This is a genomic window from Virgibacillus sp. LDC-1 (assembly GCF_030137545.1).
Taxonomy (GTDB): domain Bacteria; phylum Bacillota; class Bacilli; order Bacillales; family Amphibacillaceae; genus LDC-1.
This window is the reverse complement of record NZ_JARUVL010000002.1, coordinates 133,770-151,091: the sequence shown is the minus strand read 5'-3', so window position 1 is coordinate 151,091 and position 17,322 is coordinate 133,770. Positions and strand designations below refer to the sequence as shown.

Sequence of the window (17,322 nt, the reverse complement as noted above, 5' to 3'; positions counted from 1 at the left end):
GAAAAGAATGAATTCTGATCCAAAAGAAGTGCAGGCAAATGTAAAAGATAACTGCTGTAATCGAAATGCTTCAGAAGAAAAAATGGTTCGTTGTTGTAGCGAGGTTGAGGAAACGCCTCCTATTCATTTCAATCCAGTTAAGGGAGAAAAACTCGAATTTTTGATCCACGGAATGGATTGTCCTTCTTGTGCATTAACGATAGAAAAAGGACTGGTTAGGTTAGATGCCATTCACGAGGTAAAGGTGAATTACAATACTGCAAAATTGCAGGTAATTGGGGACGACACTGTATCCTTTGACATTGTAGAAAGGACAATTCAAAAACTCGGCTTTACGGCAGAACCATTAAAACAAAACAAAAGTGTAAGAACTTACGCTGTTGTAGGAATGGACTGTAGCAGTTGTGCGAAAAGCATTGAAAATCATTTAAATGCGATTCCAACTGTTCATACAGTTACTGTCAATTTTTCAACTGGCAAAATGAAAATAGCACATGAAAATAGTGTTGAGGATATTGTTACGGAAGTATCGAAGCTTGGATATAAAGCTTCACTAATTACAAAACGTAATAAAACTATAGTTACACCCCAAAATAAAGAAGGATATGGAGGCATTACCTTCTCTGGTATCTTAATAGCACTAGGATTTGTTGGCTCCTATACTGGTGTATCGCATTTAATGACCACTTTTCTATATGCTATTTCTATTGTTATTAGTGGTCATAAACCAGTGAAAGGTGCCTACTATTCGATAAAAAGCCGTTCCCTTGATATGAATGTTTTAATGTCTGTTGCAGTAATAGGAGCAGCTTTAATTGGAGAATGGTTTGAAGGTGCAACTGTCGTATGGTTATTTGCTTTAGGGAATGCCTTGCAAAATAGATCGATGGAGCAAACGAGAAAATCAATTCGCAATTTAATGGATTTGGCACCATCAGAGGCATGGATTAAAGTTGGCACAGATTTAGTTAAAAAGCCTGTAGAGGAAGTTTCAGTTGGGCAGGTTGTAGTTATTAAACCCGGTGATCGAATTCCGTTAGATGGTGAAATTATTCAAGGTGAGACGAGTGTGAATCAGGCAGCTATCACCGGTGAGTCTATCCCAGTGGATAAATTGACTGGAGATATGGTATATGCAGGTACCATTAATGAAAGTGGCTCGATCGAAGTCAAAGTCACCAAACTAGTCGAGGATACTACGATATCAAAAATCATTCATTTAGTTGAAGAAGCACAGGAGCAAAAAGCCCCTACCCAAGCATTTATTGATAAGTTTGCCAGTATCTATACACCTATTGTTTTTGCTTTGGCATTAGTAGTAATCGTGATACCACCCCTATTCGGCTTTGGTGCTATAGAAGAGTGGGTGTATAAAGGGCTTGCATTATTAGTAGTTGCCTGTCCTTGTGCATTGGTTATATCTACTCCTGTTGCCATTGTTTCTGCAATCGGTAACGCCGCAAAGAATGGTGTCTTAATAAAAGGTGGAACGTTCCTAGAGAAAGCTGGAGCCATTGATGCGATAGCGTTTGATAAAACAGGAACATTAACAGAAGGAAAGCCAAAAGTAACTGAAATTGATGCATTAACTACCACAGAAGAAGAATTAGTATCATTAGCATTTACGTTGGAAGATTACTCCACACATCCAATAGCAAGAACAATTGTTGAATATGCGAAGGATAAGGGAGTTAAGGTTAAGAGCGGAACGTTATTTAAAAATATTGTCGGGAAAGGTGTTCAAGCAACAATCAATGGAGAAGTTCATTATGCCGGTAATCTAAAACTGTTTGAAGATCTAGAAATATATTTAGATGATGTTAGGGCCAAAGTAGAAAAGATACAAAGTTATGGGGAAACTGTCGTGATAATCGGTACACAAACAGAAATAATGGGGATTATCTCTGTTTCTGATACGATTCGCTTATCTACTGTTAAAGCATTAAATGGTTTGAAAGAAGTTGGCGTTAATCAACTGGTCATGCTAACTGGTGATAATGAAGGTGCAGCTAAGAGGATTTCAAGCGAAGCACGTGTCAATCGTTATTTTGCAGAGCTGTTACCGGCCGATAAAGTAGATGCGATAAAACAATTACAACAAGAGGGCTATAAAGTTGCGATGGTTGGTGACGGGATAAACGACGCACCTGCACTTGCTACTGCAGACTTAGGAATTGCGATGGGGGGAGCGGGAACAGATACCGCTATGGAAACGGCGGATATTGTTTTAATGGCAGATAATCTAGAAAAATTACCACATACCGTTAAGCTAAGTAGAAAAGCATTAGCGATTATTAAACAAAATATTTGGTTTTCGTTAGTGGTAAAATTTATAGCATTCGTTCTTATATTTCCGGGCTGGCTTACACTTTGGATGGCCGTACTTAGCGATACAGGGGCTGCCGTCATCGTGATTTTAAATGCGCTAAGACTTTTAAAAGTTAAAGGATAAAGTTTGGGGCGAGCTATTCAATCTCTAATTGAATAGCTTTCCTATTAATAACGCAATTTCAGCTAAGAGTTCTATGGTATAAAAATAATTTCTTTATTTCTTCCCCCTAATATTAATCGTCGGTTCAGAAGGCGGAGGAGATTCAATATTCACTTTTTGCATTGTATTTTCATCCATTTCTTTTTTAGAATGTTTAGGTATAGGGGGAGGACTCATGCCTTGTCCATAATTTGCCCCAATATTTAATCTACCCCCTAGCTCTTTAATTCCTAACGCCCCAATATTATTATTTGTCTCGTATTTATCAATATAAATGCGATCCACGTCAATTTTCTTAATATGAATTGGCTGCATTCTTTCATCCGTAATGAACTGATCTAATTTTTCCTGCAGCATACGTAATTCATCTAGAACGTGTTCCTCCGCGGCTTGCTGCTTGAGTCGCAGAAGCTCGGCTTCTAGAGTTGTTATTCGTTCTTTTATGGATGGATCTAGAAACAAATTAATAAGGTTTCTAAGCATGTAATCCCACTTTTCCTTCAAATAGTAATTATTTCGTAAAGCAATGCATACTTTTTCATAACGACACTCTATTTATAAAGAGAGGGAAGAAGATGAAAAAAAGAAATATTAATATTCCTTTTGTAAAAGTAAACTCAGTTGACTATGCATCACAGGCATCGGTTGGTATAAATAAAAAGCGCTCCTATCAAACAGGAATAAAAAGATCGATGATGATGCGACAATTTAGTGATGGAACACACTTAGTAGATACACAGCTATTTATCAATGATGCGGATTTCTCAGACAGTGTCTCCTATAAAAGTGAGGACTAATCAATGATAATTTTACGACTTTGAGAAGGCTTAAGTGAAAACTTAATAATTAACAGTCCTTGATCCATGAAGGAAGAGACTTTACTGGGGTCAACTCGATTAGGAAGTCCGATGATTCGGCGAAATGGTGCTAAACTTCTTTCTTGCTTTATGTAAGCGTATTGATGATAAAGCGCACTCGGATTTCCTCTTATCATTAATTGATGTCCTTCGATAAATACTTCCACCTCTTCTTTAGTTAGACCTGGAATCTCTACAATGATTAATAATTCCGTTTCATTACGGAGGATATCAATAGGAGGGTGTTCTTTTCCATCGTGTTGTTGTTCCGGTTGTTCAGAAGAATTCGTAGATGTATTTTTAGAATGATTGGAGGTAAAAGCTTCCATTTGCTCATTAAAAACATTATCCCAAAAGTCTTTTCCATGGAATTGTTGAGCTACCTCATACCATTTTTTAAATTTATCGATATCCATTCAATGTCCCGCCTTTCTTTAACTATACATATTCAAAAATTAATGACATATACATTTTAAAAAGGGGGATACGGGATGAATGACAGACATTCCATTGTGACGAATAATATCTTTATATTGAAGATAAATTCTGTTGAAAACGCCTCTGCTGTAAATATAGGAGAAAATTATTTGTATGATTGGAATAACTCGGCAAAATATACACAAGGATTCGGCTCCAATTATGGAGATGCCTGTGATTTCCTCGGATTAAAATCGGCTATTGATGATCGAGACTTAATTGATTCACCATCAACCTATCGAAAAAGCTATGAATCAATTCCCAGGGAGGGATTAAATGAACTTCATGCCGATGTATATTAATTTGTTTGCTTTTAAAACGAATACGGTTGATAGAGCTTCTGCTGTTGGATTTGGACCAAACCAGCAGCTTGATTTATTTGTTTCAACGAAACGAAATCAAGGCATTGAATCGATGGGGGACTGGTCACCAAATACTTCGACAATGACAAATATAATGGATTCCGATTTAATGGATGCACTTGCATCAAAGGGGAGTGTCGTGTAGCTTGTTTCCCCCCACTTTAACTATTAGTTCAAGAGAGTAAGTGGGGGAAAGTACTTTGTTACAAAAGGAAGAATAAGGCCTTGTTATACTTGTATATTTCTATATTTCGAAACAAAAAGCAGCAGATATCGTCAAAGCGCCTTTCTTTTAAAGTGAGCGCGCTTTTTTTTGTTTTGAAGAAAAATGCAAATAAAGGAGGAAAATCTGTGTCCCAATTGCAGGCTACTGGAAATCGATTTGCAAGCATCCTCAATGGGGAGTGTACCATTAACAAATATGGCTGTATGGTGTCGCTCACACGTGATTTTGGTGTGTATATTCAAGGGAAAATGAGTAATAAAGCAACATCTGTTGGTGTTACCTTTGAAGCATTAGATGATTATGGAAACGCCTTAAATTTAGCTGAAATCGCAATTTTACAGGATGAAGTTTTTCCATTTGTTTTTGCTGCAAGCTATTATGGACTGCATGTTAGTGCTTTACATAATCATTGGATTTTTACCGAACCAACGATATTTCATATCCATTTGCAATCTATTGAATCTCCCCTTTCTTTTGCTCTAAAGCTAAAGCACTCCTTTTCAGCGTTACAAAGCGAACCAATTTCAGGATAATCAATTAAAGGTCGACAAAAACTTTGGAAATTCGTTTAATTTGTTTATATTTTTCTATATAATAAAGTTAAACAGAAATTAGGAGATTGATAGGGATGCGTAAAAATCGTTCGAGAATCTACATATTTATTGGCATTCTTCTATTTATTGTATTGGCCTTCACGATACCAATAAAAAGTAATGGGGATAAGCTAATGGAAGTCACACTACATAAAGAACGGAAAACAACGATCAAGCTGTTACCGACGAATGAGAAGTTTACCCGGTTTACGTTTGATTCAGGCTTTCATTTTGAATACCCAGATGCAGTAAGGGGAATCTATGTAACTGGTAATTCAGCTGGAGGTAGTCGATTTGACACACTATTAAACCTTGTAGAAACCACTGATTTGAATGCAATGGTTATTGATATTAAGGATGATCATGGAAATCTCACGTTTACACCCGAAGAAGGCTCTCCATACGCCTCCATCGCGCAAAATTATATCCATGATCCAAAGGAAATGATGCAAGTCTTAGAAGAAAAAGGGATATATCCAATCGCACGGGTTGTTGTTTTTAAAGATACAAATCTTGCAAAAGCAAAGCCGGATTTATCATTTAAAGAAAAAAACGGAAAAGTATGGGTGAATGGTAGAGGTGAAGCATTCGTAAATCCGTTTTTGAAGGAAGTATGGGAATATAATGTTGCAATTGCTAAAATAGCTGCAGAGATGGGATTTCAAGAGATTCAATTTGATTATGTTCGATTTCCAGAAGGCTTTGAGCGTCGTGACGGTGAGCTTGAATATAAGCAGGGAGATTATATGAATTCCAAGCTTGATAATGTAAAACGCCGGGTAGAAGCAGTTACGGATTTTGTCGCTTTTGCCAAAAAGGAATTGGAATATTATGATGTTGATGTTTCCGTAGATATATTTGGATACGCTGCGACGATTCCAGAGACACCTGGAATTGGTCAAAATTTCTCGCGGATTTCAGAAAATGTAGATGTTATTTCTTCGATGATCTATCCAAGCCATTGGACGAATAATTATTTCGGAATCCCCATGCCAGATAAAGAACCATATCGCTTAGTTTCGGAATATGCAAAGGTAGAAAATGAAGTGCTTGGGGAGCTAAAGAATCCGCCAACCTCTAGACCATGGATTCAAGATTTCGAAGCTCCATGGCTATACAAAGGTGCTGCGATGCAGTACGGTAAAAAAGAAGTCGAGGCACAAATTAAAGCACTAAAGGATAATGGAATAAATGAATATTTAATTTGGAATGCTGGAAACGTGTATTCACCAAATGTGGATTATACACCTTAAGTGAAAAGAAGCAAAAGCAGGAGAGCCTGCTTTTGCTTCTTTATTTTTATGTGCCTTGTATAGTTTTTATCTAAAATGGCCATAGATAAACAAATTATTTGTTTAAAGAAGACAATTACTTTACATCATGAATGGGATATAATAATTTATGGAAGATTAACAGGGGAAATCTTGTTTTAAACAAGATCAATTATTTAATCTAGTTTGCATTTATAACCCCATATTTACATTAATACTCATGAATGACATGTAGAGAGGCGGTATAGCATGAATAATGCATATTCAGGAAAAGAAGTGGAAGACAAGCTTGTCTGGCTAGGCAAATTCGGTGGGAACCCTGATGGCGGCGTTTCAAGACTTTTGTATTCAAAAGAATGGGTAGATGCCCAAAACGCCTTGAAAAAGCTACTGGAAGAAGAAGGCCTTGCAGCACAATTTGATGAAGTTGGAAACCTATTTGGCCGTTTAGAGGGGACTACTTTTAAAGATGAGACTATTCTAACAGGCTCTCATGTTGATACGGTTAAAAATGGTGGGATTTATGATGGACAATATGGAATTATCGCAGGATTTCTTGCGCTAAAATACTTAAAAGACACGTATGGCCCGCCGTTGCGAAATTTAGAAGTTGTCTCGATGGCAGAAGAAGAAGGAAGTCGTTTTCCATTTTCTTTCTGGGGATCCAAAAACATTGTGGGACACCCAAGTGTTGAAGAAGTAAAGCACATGGAGGATTTTGATGGTATTCCTTTTGAAGAAGCGATGCATAAAGCAGGATTTGATTACAAAAAAGATCCACAGCAAGTGCGTCAAGATTTGAAAGCGTTTGTTGAGCTCCACGTAGAGCAAGGAAACGTATTAGAAAAAGAAGGCAAGTCGGTTGGGATTGTTCAGCATATTGTTGGACAACGTCGCTTTACTATTACGCTTGATGGGGAAGCAAACCATGCAGGAACAACGCCGATGGGATATCGTAAAGATGCCATGAATGCTGCATCACGAATGATTTGTGCAATTAACGATATGGCTTTAGAACATGGTGATCCATTAGTTGCGACAGTTGGGAAGCTAATTCTTGAACCAAACACCGTAAACGTTGTACCAGGAAAAGCTACGTTTACATTAGATATTCGTCATACACATAAAGATGCTTTGCATCAATTTACGGATGAAGTAACAGCAAAAATGAATGAAGTTGCTTCACAACTTGGAGTAAGAATCGATATCGATATGTGGATGGATGCAGATCCGGTTCCAATGGACCCAAATGTTGTTAAAGCGATACAAACACAATGTGAGCTTAATAAACTGGATTATAAGATGATGCACAGTGGTGCGGGACATGATTCACAGTTAATGGCACCAGCAATGCCTACTGCGATGATTTTTGTTCCGAGTCGAAATGGAATTAGCCATTCTCCACATGAATATACCAAACCAGAACAGCTTGCTGTAGGTGTTAATGCTTTAATTGGTGCATTATATGAGTTAGGGTATAAGGAATAATTTAGATATTTTACTTTTCTGGAGCATGGGAAAGATTTATTACTTCAGAGAGGTAGATGAATAATATGAAATAAGGAGTGTTTATAGATGGGTTATCCAAAAGATATTTTAACGAGTAGAGCAGTTATCAAACCAGGAATGTATGCAATTATTCCACCTGAAGGTCTAGTAAATAATGTTGTGCCAGGATTTGAAAATGTAACGATGAGTATTTTATCTTCTCCAAAAATCGGTGCAAGCTTTGTTGATTACATTGTTACATTCCATGAAGGTGGAAAAAACGAAAAAGGTTTTGGTGGACAAGAAGATATTGAAACATTTGTTTATGTGCTAGAAGGCAAAATTCAAGCAAAAGCAGATGATGAAACGTTTGTACTTGAACAAGGCGGTTACTTATACTGCCCACCATCCGTAAAAATGTATTTCGAAAACCTAGAGGCTGGAGATTCCAAGGTGTTTCTTTATAAGCAGAAGCACATTCCATTAGAAGGCCATAAGCCATGGGTATATGCTGGAAACTCAAATGATATCGAAGAAGTGATTTATGATGACATGGAAAATGTACACATCCAAGACTTACTTCCAACAGATATCGCTTTCGATATGAATTTTCATATTTTAACGTTTGACCCAGCAGCTAGTCACCCATTCGTTGAAACACACTATCAACAGCATGGTGCATATTTGTTATCTGGTGAAGGGATGTACAATTTGGACAATGAGTGGATTCCAGTGAAGAAAGATGACTATATCTTTATGGGACCATACTGCTTACAAGCAGCGTATGCAGTTGGTAGAGAAAAATTATCTTATGTATATTCAAAAGACTGTAATCGTGATGTAACACTTTAAGATTTGTGTGAATGGTAAAGAGTAGGATTGCTTTTTACCATTCTTCCTTAATAGGGATGTTTAGTGATTTTAGCCCTTATGTATGCCATCATGCTTGGATGCTGCATAGGTCGTTAACCATTTTAACCATCTATGCAGCATCCAAGAGGTTACGAACGCATACAACCTTGAACGAACAGTGCAACTTATTATTTTTTTACAGAAAACAAAGAAATAATTACCTATTACTACTGTGTAAATCATACTAGAGGTGAGCTTAAATGAGATTATCCAAACAGGATTTGAGCAATCTATTTAAAACGAAGCTGATGAAAGCTGGATTAACGGAAGAGCATGCAGCTATTGTCGCTGATGTACTCGTGTTTGCAGATGCAAAAGGAATTCATTCGCATGGTGCAGTTCGTGTGGAATACTATGCAGAGAGAATTGCTAAAAATGGGATTAATCGAAATCCAGATTTCAGATTAGAAAAAACAGGTCCTTGTACAGCGATTTATCATGGAGATAATGGTGCAGGACATGTGGCAGCAAAATATGCGATGGATGAAGCGATTAAAATCGCAAAAGAAAATGGTATTGCTGTAGTAGGTGTAAGAGAAATGAGCCATAGTGGTGCAATTTCTTACTTCACGGAAGAAGCAGCAAAACAAGATTTGATCGGTATTTCAATGTGTCAATCAGATCCGATGGTTGTCCCTTTTGGTGGAGCTGAACCATATTATGGAACAAATCCACTCGCATTTGCAGCGCCTGGAACAGACGGAAGAATTATTAGCTTTGATATGGCAACTACTGTACAAGCTTGGGGAAAAGTTCTTCATGCCCGTTCTAAAAATACCGCCATTCCAGATACATGGGCTGTAGATGGCAATGGAGAACCGACTACGGATCCATCCAAGGTAAGAGCATTATTGCCAATAGCTGGACCAAAAGGGTATGGATTAGCCATGATGATTGATGTTTTGTCAGGGATTTTATTAGGGCTTCCATTTGGAAATAAAGTTTCTTCTATGTATCATGATTTAAGTGAAGGAAGAAATCTAGGACAGCTTCATATTGTTATTAATCCAAGTGCATTTACTTCAATTGAATTATTTAAAGAAAACATTGGACAAACAATGGATGATTTGAATGCAATTAAGCCTGCAAAAGGGTTTGATAAAGTTTATTATCCAGGGCAAAACTATGAAAAAATTGAAAAAGATTATGCTGAAAATGGCATTGAAATAGTTGACGACATTTACGAATACCTTGTATCCGATGTTGTTCATAATAATGCATATGATCATCAAGGAACATTTGTTGAATAATCATCCATGCTGCTTCTTCAAGGATTTACTTTAATAGAAAAATAAGCATTTAATGAAACCAAAAGCATTACAATCCTCTTTCTAACAAGAATGATTGTAGTGCTTTTTGATTTTATACACATTTATATGGTGTATCTTGACATGGAAGTTAATGTAATATGTATGTTTCATTTAATTAGGAAAATCCTATATATAGTTGAAAAGCTTTTTAATCAAATATGTGTATAAAGTGTGAAGTGAGCGGTAAGATACATTAAATTTAATACCAATAACCCATTAGCACTATGTACGTGTTGTAAATTATAACCCAGCAGAAGGTAAAATTGGAAGGTTATTCAATAAAAAAGCATACTTTATTGTGCAAAGTAAACAATAAATAGTGCAAAAAGGTATATTTTCTAAATATATTATGCATGCTATACAACTTATCCTATATATTTTGTCCAATAGGTATGATGACCCTCTATTTTAATTATTATATAATGTGAACAAGGAAGTTGAAAGCGGTTAAAATCGGTATTCACTCCCTTGAATAGCAGTTATTTTATATCATATTTTTGGAAAGGGATAGACGAGTGTGCTTTTGGATCCGTAGCTTATCACGCGTAGCATTCAAAGTTATTCCGAAATGATGCATCAAAAATATTAGAACCGCAGAAGGAGTCGAACACAATGACGAATGATCTCAATGGAACAAAAGAGGTGGAAGTGCACGCTATTAATGAAGATAGTTCATTAAAGCCGAATGGCGCAAAAGATAGAACCGTTGGTAAAGTCCCGTATATTTTTATGTGGATTGGTGACGGCGTTAACATGGGTAACATGACGCTAGGAATGAGTATTGTTGTAGCGGGTATTGCGACGCTCAACATTTGGCAGACAATCGCTGCTGCATTCATTGCAATTTTAATTATTTCCGGTATTTTTGCTTTAAATGACCGTGCTGGATATCGTGAAGGTATTCCGTACGTTGTTCAATTAAGAATGTCTTTCGGATTTAAAGGTACAATTATTTCCTCACTCATGAGAGGTGTACCGGCCATTATCTGGTATGGTATTCAAAGTTGGATTGGTGGTACGGCACTGAATGAAATTATGAAGATTTTAACAGATGGTGCATTTGACAGCATCGCAATCTGTTTCGTCGTTCTACAAGTTGTACAAATTGTGCTTTCCCTATATGGCTTTACAGCTATTAAGTGGGTAGAAACACTTGCATCAGTTGTGATCATGGGTGCTATGCTTTACGTATTTATTATCTTAATGTCAGATTACAGAGGCGAATTATACGACAGCTGGGTCTCTACTGAAGGTACTTGGGGCTTACCGTTCTTCGCATATATCATGGTATTCTTGGGTAACTATGCTGCTATTTTCCTTAACGCAAGTGACTACTCAAGAGAGCTTGAAACAGGTATTAGTGATACAAAACGTGGTTTAATGTATTTCTCACCAATTATGATTTCATACGGTTTTGTTTTGATCGTCGGTGCAATGGTTGCTACTGTAACAGGTGTTAACAACCCTCCTACAGCATTGGCTATCGTTATTGACAATCCATATGTAACAGTCGGTGTATCAGCATTTATCGTAATGGCTACAATTGCTACTAACATGGTTGCTAACATTATTCCACCAACCTATGTTATTCAGTTGATTACAAAAGTACGTTACAAAGTTGCTGTAACAATTACTGGTTTACTTGCTATCGGTTCATTCCCTTGGTTGTTAGTTAAAGACGACAGCTCAAAAGGTTTAGACATGTTCATCTTGATTTACTCAGCATTCTTAGGACCGATTGTAGCAATCTTGTTAATTGAATATTACGTTTTAAGAAAACAAAAAGTAAATCTAAAAGAGTTATACAATGAAAAAGGTATATATGCTGGCTATAACCCTGCGGCTATGCTTGCTCTATTTATCGGTGCGGGTGCTGCATTTGTCGAAGTTGACCTTGCTTGGTTAGTTGGATTCATCGTTGCAGGTATTTCTTATCTGTTATTGTCCAAGTATGCATTCAAAGGGTCTAAGTTTAAAGAAGGTACAATTTATGAAAATGAATAGGATAAAAAGTTAGAAAATGGATGTTTGTAAAGAAACACAAGCATAAAGCTTCATTCTCTTACTAAAAACCTCGCTCAAGGCACTCGTGATTTCAAATGACTGGTGCCTTGAGTCATATGAAAGGAATGACATAGTGATGAAATATGACTTAATTATTAAAGGTGGAGACGTTGTTTTTCATGATGGTGTTCGAAAATGTGAGCTAGGAATAAAAGACGAAAAAATCGTCTGTATTGCTGATCAAATTGAAGCAGATGCAAAAGAGATTGTAGATGCAACAGGACAATATGTTATGCCGGGAATGATTGATACACACGTGCATATTAGTGAACCAGGGCGTACAGAATGGGAAGGCTTTGAAACAGGCTCAAAATCCTTAGCAGCCGGTGGAACAACAAGCTATGTGGAAATGCCACTTAACGCATTACCAGCTACAACGAATAAAGCTGCACTTGATCTTAAATTAGAAGCAGCTAAAAATCAAAATTATGTTGATTATGCTTTCTACGGTGGACTAGTTCCTGATAATTTGGATAATTTAAAGGAGCTAGCAGATGCGGGTGTGCTTGCATTTAAGTGCTTCATCTCGAATTGTGGAAGTGATATTCCAGATGACTTTACGAATGTAGATGATTATACACTATATAAAGGAATGCAACGTCTAGCTGAACTAGATCAGTTACTATGTATTCATGCAGAAAATCCAACGATTACGAGCATGCTTGCAGAGGAAATGGTAAGAGAAGGTAAAACAACGGCAATGGATTATGTGGACTCTCGCCCAGTATTTACAGAAGTAGAAGCGGTACAACGTGCTTTGCTTTTTGCGAAAGAAACTGGTTGTAAGCTGCATTTTGTCCATATTAGTACTTCTGAAGCAGTTCAAGCTATTTTACAAGCACGGGCAGAAGGCGTAGATGTAACGGTTGAGTCTTGTACACATTATTTTGCACTGACTGCTGAAGATGTAGAAGAAATTGGACCAAGAGCGAAATGTCAGCCTCCTTTACGTAAAAAGGCAGACCAAGCAAAGCTATGGGACGAGCTGATGGCAGGCAATATTGATTGGCTCACATCTGATCATTCTCCATGTACAGAGGATTTAAAAGAAGGTAATATTTTTGAAGCATGGGGCGGTATCAGTGGTGCTCAAAACAATGTGGATATCATGTTTGATCTCGCAGTTAAACAACGTGGACTTCCACTTGAGAAGTTTGTTGATTTAATTGCTGCTACGCCATCTAAAAGGTTTAACTTGCCAAATAAAGGCGAAATCGGCATTGATAAGGATGCGGACATTATTCTCGTCGATCCAAATCAATCCTATGTGTTAAAAAGAGAAGACTTGTACTACAAAAACAAACACAGTGCCTATGAAGGTAGAAAAATCGATTGCCGTGTAACAAAGACAATTGTTCGTGGAAATATTGTTTTTGATTTGGATAAAGGCATCGTAGGAGAACCAAAAGGTAAGCTAATGTCTGCAACCAACTAAACATGAATAACATAAATGGAGGGACAATCATGGCTACTTATGATCTACTAATAAAAAATGGAACTATTGTTACTGATCAAAAAACAATGCAAGGGGATATTGCCATAAAGGATGGAAAGATTATGGAAGTATCCACTAACATAAATGCAGATGCAACGCAGGAGATTGATGCAGAAGGACTTCATATCTTCCCAGGTCTGATAGATTCTCATGTGCATTTCAATGAGCCTGGAAGAGCAGAATGGGAAGGACTTGAAACAGGAAGTAAAAGTCTTGCTGCTGGAGGAGCTACGACCTTTTTCGATATGCCATTAAATAGTACACCACCAGTAGTGGATAAAGAAAATCTGCTAAAGAAAAAAGCATGTGCAGATGAAAAATCAGTTGTGAATCCAAGGTTCTGGGGAGGACTTGTTCCTGAAAATATCGATAAGCTAAAAGAGCTTCACGACAATGGAGTAATTGGATTTAAAGCGTTTATGTCTCCTAGTGGGATTGACGATTTCCACCATGCTGATGATGAGACTTTATTTAAAGGAATGAAGGAAATTGCATCCTTAGAATCATTGTTAGCTGTGCATGCAGAAAGTACCGTAATATGTGAGCAGCTTGCTGCAGAAAAACAGCGCAATGGACAAACAACAGCAAGAGATTTTGTTGAGTCTCGACCAATTATTTCTGAAATAGAGGCAGTTAAACGTGTTATTTCCTATGCTGAAGCAACAGGATGTAAGCTGCATATTGTTCATGCGAGCAGTCGTAAAGTAGTGGAAGTGATTGAAGAAGCTAAAAAACGTGGTGTTGATGTAACGGTTGAAACGTGTCCACATTATTTATCATTAACTGTAAAAGACTTAGAAGAACAAGGTGGATTGGCAAAATGTATGCCACCATTACGTGATGAAGATGAAGTTGATGAATTATGGAATGCAGTGAAAAATGGAGAAATTAATGTAATCGGTTCTGATCATTCACCAGCTCCTGCGTCTATGAAGACAATTACAGATAATTTCTTTGAAGGGTGGGGCGGTATTTCTGGCGCACAAAGTACTTTAAACATCCTATTAACAGAAGGTTATTTTAAGCGTAATGTACCGCTAGAAACAATCGTTAAGTTAACCGCTACTAACCCGGCGGAAATATTTAATCTTACTACAAAAGGAAAGCTAGCTGCTGGCTTTGATGCAGATATTACACTTGTAAATTTAAATGAAGACTTTGTTTTAAATAAAGAAGATCTAATGTATCGTCATCAGCACTCACCTTATGTGGGAAGAACATACAAAGGAAAAGTGAAAAAGACAATTGTTGGTGGGAACGTCGTTTTTGATAATGGCGAAATCATCGAGAATAAATAATAGAGAACAACTGGAGGAGAATTAATAACATGAGAAAAGCCTTTAATGCAAAAAGTGTTTCTGCATCTGGTCCGTATTCCCATGCCATTGATTCCGGAGAGTATGTATATTTATCTGGACAGACTGCAAAGAACGCTCTGAATACGGAAAGTGATGGAGATATTGCAGCACAAACAAAGCAATGCTTTATCAATTTGTATGAAGTGCTTGCAGAGGTTGGTTTAGATGAATCACATGTTGTGAAGGCAAATGTGTATTTGACTGATATGAAGCATTTTGAAGCGATGAATGAAGTATATAAGACGAAGTTTTCTGAGCCTTATCCAGCAAGAACATGTGTAGCAGTTAAACAGCTTCCTCTAGGTGCTGACGTTGAAATCGAAGTTGTGGCAAAGCGCCCTTAACATGCGCATTTAAAGCGATGAATTATTTAGTTAGATATTAAAAGCGAGTATGAGCAAGATGATGCTAGAATGCATTCTTGCTTATACTCGCTTTTTTAGTTTAAGCTACATTTGGTTCAGTTTTTTATGTCCCAGGTCCTTAATGATTATAGTTGAAGCAGATTGCGACGTTCCTCCGTTTCGCTTTCTTCAATGATATGACCAATTACTAAGGCTACTCGTATTCGTAAAGAATCAATCGGATCGTGGAAGGAGCAATTCAATACTTCTTCTGCTTTCTTGATTCGATATTTCACTGTATTCCGGTGAATATATAGCTTACGAGAAGTCTCTGAAATTTCACATTGGCAATTTAGATATACTTCAATCGTTTTTAAGAGCTCTTGATCTTCTTTTGTTTTTGGATAAGCAAATGATTTTAATGTGCTTTCATACAATGCTTTTAAATCTTGTTTTGGAATCGTGCTAAGCAGCTCTTTTACTTCTTTTGGTTTATAAAAATTAATAAAGCCTTTTAAATGTAAGCTATATCCGTACGTAATCGCTTCTACTGCTTCACGATAAGCGACAGACATATCGGAAAGCTTTTGGAATGGATAGCTTACACCAAAGGAAATCGATTGATCCTCTCCAAGAGTTTGTTGAAAATGATCAATAAACCGTGTTACAACTTCAATTTCGTTGTCTGTATACTTGGAAAACTGAAGAATTAATACAAAATATTTTTCTTTTGTAAATAGTGTTGCTTCTATGTTGCTCCCAGCAATTTCATCTTCCAACTGATCATAAATATAATTGTGTAACTCGCCTAATTTTTTTTCATAAAGCTGGTGTGCATCATAGCTGTCTGACTCTGGATCCATTGTACAAACAGCACATACACTATATTTATTTTCAAATAGCCCATAATAATTCGCACGACTTACAATCTCTTCCTCTGAGTTGATTCGATCATCAATTAAGTCAGCGAAGAAATTATTTTTAATTAAGCGTGCATTTTCGTTTATTGCTTGTTCTTTGATTAATGTAAACGAGAGTACATTTCCTGCTTGCTCAATTGCCATTTGGGACGACGGATACGGCAAGGTTAAGGAATCTAATATAACAAGGATGCTAGAATACCGTCGTTTTGTTTGAATCGGAAATGTCGTAAATGCTTGATCATCCGTTCCTGGACTACTAAACGTACTTCCACTTCGAGCAGCTTCAATATTTTCTTTTACCTTATGAATTACCTTGCGATTTAAATCCTTCATCGAATCTGTCCGAAAGTGATGACTTTGTGCAATTTTTTCACCAAGGTGATTGAGCAAAATCGTTGGACGAGCTAAAAAATGCCCTAAATGCTCGACAAGCTGTTTAATACTATATTCTTTCAGCATCATATCTGAAAACTCTTTTTGCACATGCAGTGCATAGTATAACTGCTCTGCTTCATGATCATTTAAATAATTTAAAATATGGCGGGATAGATCCCCTAGCGTTCGTTCAGTCGGTAAATCAATAATTGGAAAAGCTAAATCATCAGCAAGCAATTTTACTTCATCAGGTAATTCCTTCAGAAAACGATTCTTTTTAATAATAAGTCCTGAGCAATTAAGGTCATGCATTTGTCGAACTAAATCAATCATTTTTTCAGTGTCATTTGCAAATCCATAACATGTAGTAAGTAATAAATGATTTTTATCTAAAAAATTGATGACATCCGGTGTGTCCGAAATATTGACAAATTGTACATTCTTCGTCAATCCTCGATGACCCGCGAGTACAACACATTCCTTCATCCCATCAAGTATGAATAAATCGTTTAATGTTTTCATAAGCAGCCTCTTTTCTTCTACCTATAGACTATTCATATATTTATATAAAAAGGAGATGCTAAAGGGGATTATCCACCTATATTATACATTAATTATAGACAAAAAACAAAACATTATTTAGTCATTTTGAACAATGACTGTATCGAGTATATGGATTATAATTTATATAGGAAAAAAGGGGATTATGCAAGGATTTTCAGCCGTTTTTTACACGGGAAAGTATGTACAATATCGTGTCTGTTTTATAGAGAAAC

The 17,322-nt window shown here is 36.8% G+C and carries 16 protein-coding genes; 13 read left to right on the top strand and 3 right to left on the bottom strand.

Annotated elements, in window-relative coordinates; translation table 11 throughout:
- The first annotated feature begins 7 nt into the window (after positions 1 to 7).
- Complete coding sequence (locus QBK89_RS02480) at positions 8 to 2,452, top strand: heavy metal translocating P-type ATPase (protein WP_284139428.1); 2,445 nt, start codon at positions 8 to 10, stop codon at positions 2,450 to 2,452.
- Positions 2,453 to 2,545: 93 nt separating this feature from the next.
- Here the strand turns inward: QBK89_RS02480 and QBK89_RS02475 are convergent, their stop codons facing one another.
- Positions 2,546 to 2,974, bottom strand: a complete 429-nt coding sequence (locus QBK89_RS02475) for a hypothetical protein (RefSeq protein ID WP_284139427.1) — start codon at positions 2,972 to 2,974, stop codon at positions 2,546 to 2,548.
- 92 nt (positions 2,975 to 3,066) lie between these two features.
- On the opposite strand from QBK89_RS02475, the gene QBK89_RS02470 reads away from it, so the two are divergent.
- A complete protein-coding gene (locus QBK89_RS02470; protein ID WP_284139426.1) occupies positions 3,067 to 3,288 on the top strand; it encodes a hypothetical protein in 222 nt (73 codons plus the stop codon).
- Here the strand turns inward: QBK89_RS02470 and QBK89_RS02465 are convergent.
- Positions 3,285 to 3,764, bottom strand: a complete 480-nt coding sequence (locus tag QBK89_RS02465) for an Hsp20/alpha crystallin family protein (RefSeq protein ID WP_284139425.1) — start codon at positions 3,762 to 3,764, stop codon at positions 3,285 to 3,287. The two genes, QBK89_RS02470 and QBK89_RS02465, sit on opposite strands and share 4 nt — an antisense overlap.
- A gap of 75 nt (positions 3,765 to 3,839) precedes the next feature.
- Between QBK89_RS02465 and QBK89_RS02460 the strand changes: the two genes are divergently transcribed.
- The 11 genes from QBK89_RS02460 (at position 3,840) to QBK89_RS02410 (ending at position 15,248) form a co-directional block, all read left to right on the top strand.
- Positions 3,840 to 4,127, top strand: coding sequence for a hypothetical protein (locus tag QBK89_RS02460; protein WP_284139424.1), 288 nt, complete (start codon positions 3,840 to 3,842; stop codon positions 4,125 to 4,127).
- Positions 4,102 to 4,332, top strand: coding sequence for a spore germination protein (locus QBK89_RS02455; protein ID WP_284139423.1), 231 nt, complete (start codon positions 4,102 to 4,104; stop codon positions 4,330 to 4,332). Before QBK89_RS02460 ends, QBK89_RS02455 begins: the two co-directional genes overlap by 26 nt.
- Positions 4,333 to 4,538: 206 nt before the next feature.
- Positions 4,539 to 4,946 carry a DUF1259 domain-containing protein gene (locus tag QBK89_RS02450; RefSeq protein ID WP_284139422.1) on the top strand — a complete coding sequence of 136 codons (408 nt, stop codon included), beginning with the start codon at positions 4,539 to 4,541 and terminating at the stop codon, positions 4,944 to 4,946.
- A 95-nt stretch (positions 4,947 to 5,041) separates the two neighbouring features.
- Complete coding sequence (locus tag QBK89_RS02445) at positions 5,042 to 6,259, top strand: putative glycoside hydrolase (protein ID WP_284139421.1); 1,218 nt, start codon at positions 5,042 to 5,044, stop codon at positions 6,257 to 6,259.
- A gap of 267 nt (positions 6,260 to 6,526) precedes the next feature.
- A complete protein-coding gene (gene allC, locus QBK89_RS02440) occupies positions 6,527 to 7,765 on the top strand; it encodes an allantoate deiminase (RefSeq protein ID WP_284139420.1) in 1,239 nt (412 codons plus the stop codon).
- 87 nt (positions 7,766 to 7,852) lie between these two features.
- Complete coding sequence (gene allE / locus QBK89_RS02435) at positions 7,853 to 8,617, top strand: (S)-ureidoglycine aminohydrolase (protein ID WP_284139419.1); 765 nt, start codon at positions 7,853 to 7,855, stop codon at positions 8,615 to 8,617.
- A gap of 260 nt (positions 8,618 to 8,877) precedes the next feature.
- On the top strand, positions 8,878 to 9,927 hold the full coding sequence (allD, locus tag QBK89_RS02430) for an ureidoglycolate dehydrogenase (RefSeq protein ID WP_284139418.1): 1,050 nt from the start codon (positions 8,878 to 8,880) through the stop codon (positions 9,925 to 9,927).
- A 672-nt stretch (positions 9,928 to 10,599) separates the two neighbouring features.
- Positions 10,600 to 11,991, top strand: a complete 1,392-nt coding sequence (locus QBK89_RS02425; RefSeq protein ID WP_284139417.1) for an NCS1 family transporter — start codon at positions 10,600 to 10,602, stop codon at positions 11,989 to 11,991.
- A gap of 136 nt (positions 11,992 to 12,127) precedes the next feature.
- The gene (gene allB / locus QBK89_RS02420; RefSeq protein WP_284139641.1) at positions 12,128 to 13,486 is read left to right on the top strand and encodes an allantoinase AllB; all 1,359 of its coding nucleotides are present in this window, start codon (positions 12,128 to 12,130) and stop codon (positions 13,484 to 13,486) included.
- Positions 13,487 to 13,515: 29 nt separating this feature from the next.
- On the top strand, positions 13,516 to 14,844 hold the full coding sequence (locus tag QBK89_RS02415) for an allantoinase (RefSeq protein ID WP_284139416.1): 1,329 nt from the start codon (positions 13,516 to 13,518) through the stop codon (positions 14,842 to 14,844).
- Between the two features lie 29 nt (positions 14,845 to 14,873).
- Positions 14,874 to 15,248: a RidA family protein gene (locus tag QBK89_RS02410; RefSeq protein ID WP_284139415.1), complete on the top strand. Its 375-nt coding sequence runs from the start codon at positions 14,874 to 14,876 to the stop codon at positions 15,246 to 15,248.
- Positions 15,249 to 15,394: 146 nt separating this feature from the next.
- On the opposite strand, the gene QBK89_RS02405 is transcribed toward QBK89_RS02410, so the two are convergent.
- Entirely contained in the window at positions 15,395 to 17,068 is a 1,674-nt protein-coding gene (locus tag QBK89_RS02405; protein WP_284139414.1) for a PucR family transcriptional regulator, read from the bottom strand.
- Positions 17,069 to 17,322: the final 254 nt, after the last annotated feature.

Coding starts and splice junctions, on each gene's coding strand:
- QBK89_RS02480 (WP_284139428.1), top strand. CDS start 8: ATGAATTCTGATCCAAAAGAAGTGCAGGCAAATGTAAAAGATAACTGC.
- QBK89_RS02475 (WP_284139427.1), bottom strand. CDS start 2,974: ATGCTTAGAAACCTTATTAATTTGTTTCTAGATCCATCCATAAAAGAA.
- QBK89_RS02470 (WP_284139426.1), top strand. CDS start 3,067: ATGAAAAAAAGAAATATTAATATTCCTTTTGTAAAAGTAAACTCAGTT.
- QBK89_RS02465 (WP_284139425.1), bottom strand. CDS start 3,764: ATGGATATCGATAAATTTAAAAAATGGTATGAGGTAGCTCAACAATTC.
- QBK89_RS02460 (WP_284139424.1), top strand. CDS start 3,840: ATGAATGACAGACATTCCATTGTGACGAATAATATCTTTATATTGAAG.
- QBK89_RS02455 (WP_284139423.1), top strand. CDS start 4,102: ATGAACTTCATGCCGATGTATATTAATTTGTTTGCTTTTAAAACGAAT.
- QBK89_RS02445 (WP_284139421.1), top strand. CDS start 5,042: ATGCGTAAAAATCGTTCGAGAATCTACATATTTATTGGCATTCTTCTA.
- allC (WP_284139420.1), top strand. CDS start 6,527: ATGAATAATGCATATTCAGGAAAAGAAGTGGAAGACAAGCTTGTCTGG.
- allE (WP_284139419.1), top strand. CDS start 7,853: ATGGGTTATCCAAAAGATATTTTAACGAGTAGAGCAGTTATCAAACCA.
- allD (WP_284139418.1), top strand. CDS start 8,878: ATGAGATTATCCAAACAGGATTTGAGCAATCTATTTAAAACGAAGCTG.
- QBK89_RS02425 (WP_284139417.1), top strand. CDS start 10,600: ATGACGAATGATCTCAATGGAACAAAAGAGGTGGAAGTGCACGCTATT.
- allB (WP_284139641.1), top strand. CDS start 12,128: ATGAAATATGACTTAATTATTAAAGGTGGAGACGTTGTTTTTCATGAT.
- QBK89_RS02415 (WP_284139416.1), top strand. CDS start 13,516: ATGGCTACTTATGATCTACTAATAAAAAATGGAACTATTGTTACTGAT.
- QBK89_RS02410 (WP_284139415.1), top strand. CDS start 14,874: ATGAGAAAAGCCTTTAATGCAAAAAGTGTTTCTGCATCTGGTCCGTAT.
- QBK89_RS02405 (WP_284139414.1), bottom strand. CDS start 17,068: ATGAAAACATTAAACGATTTATTCATACTTGATGGGATGAAGGAATGT.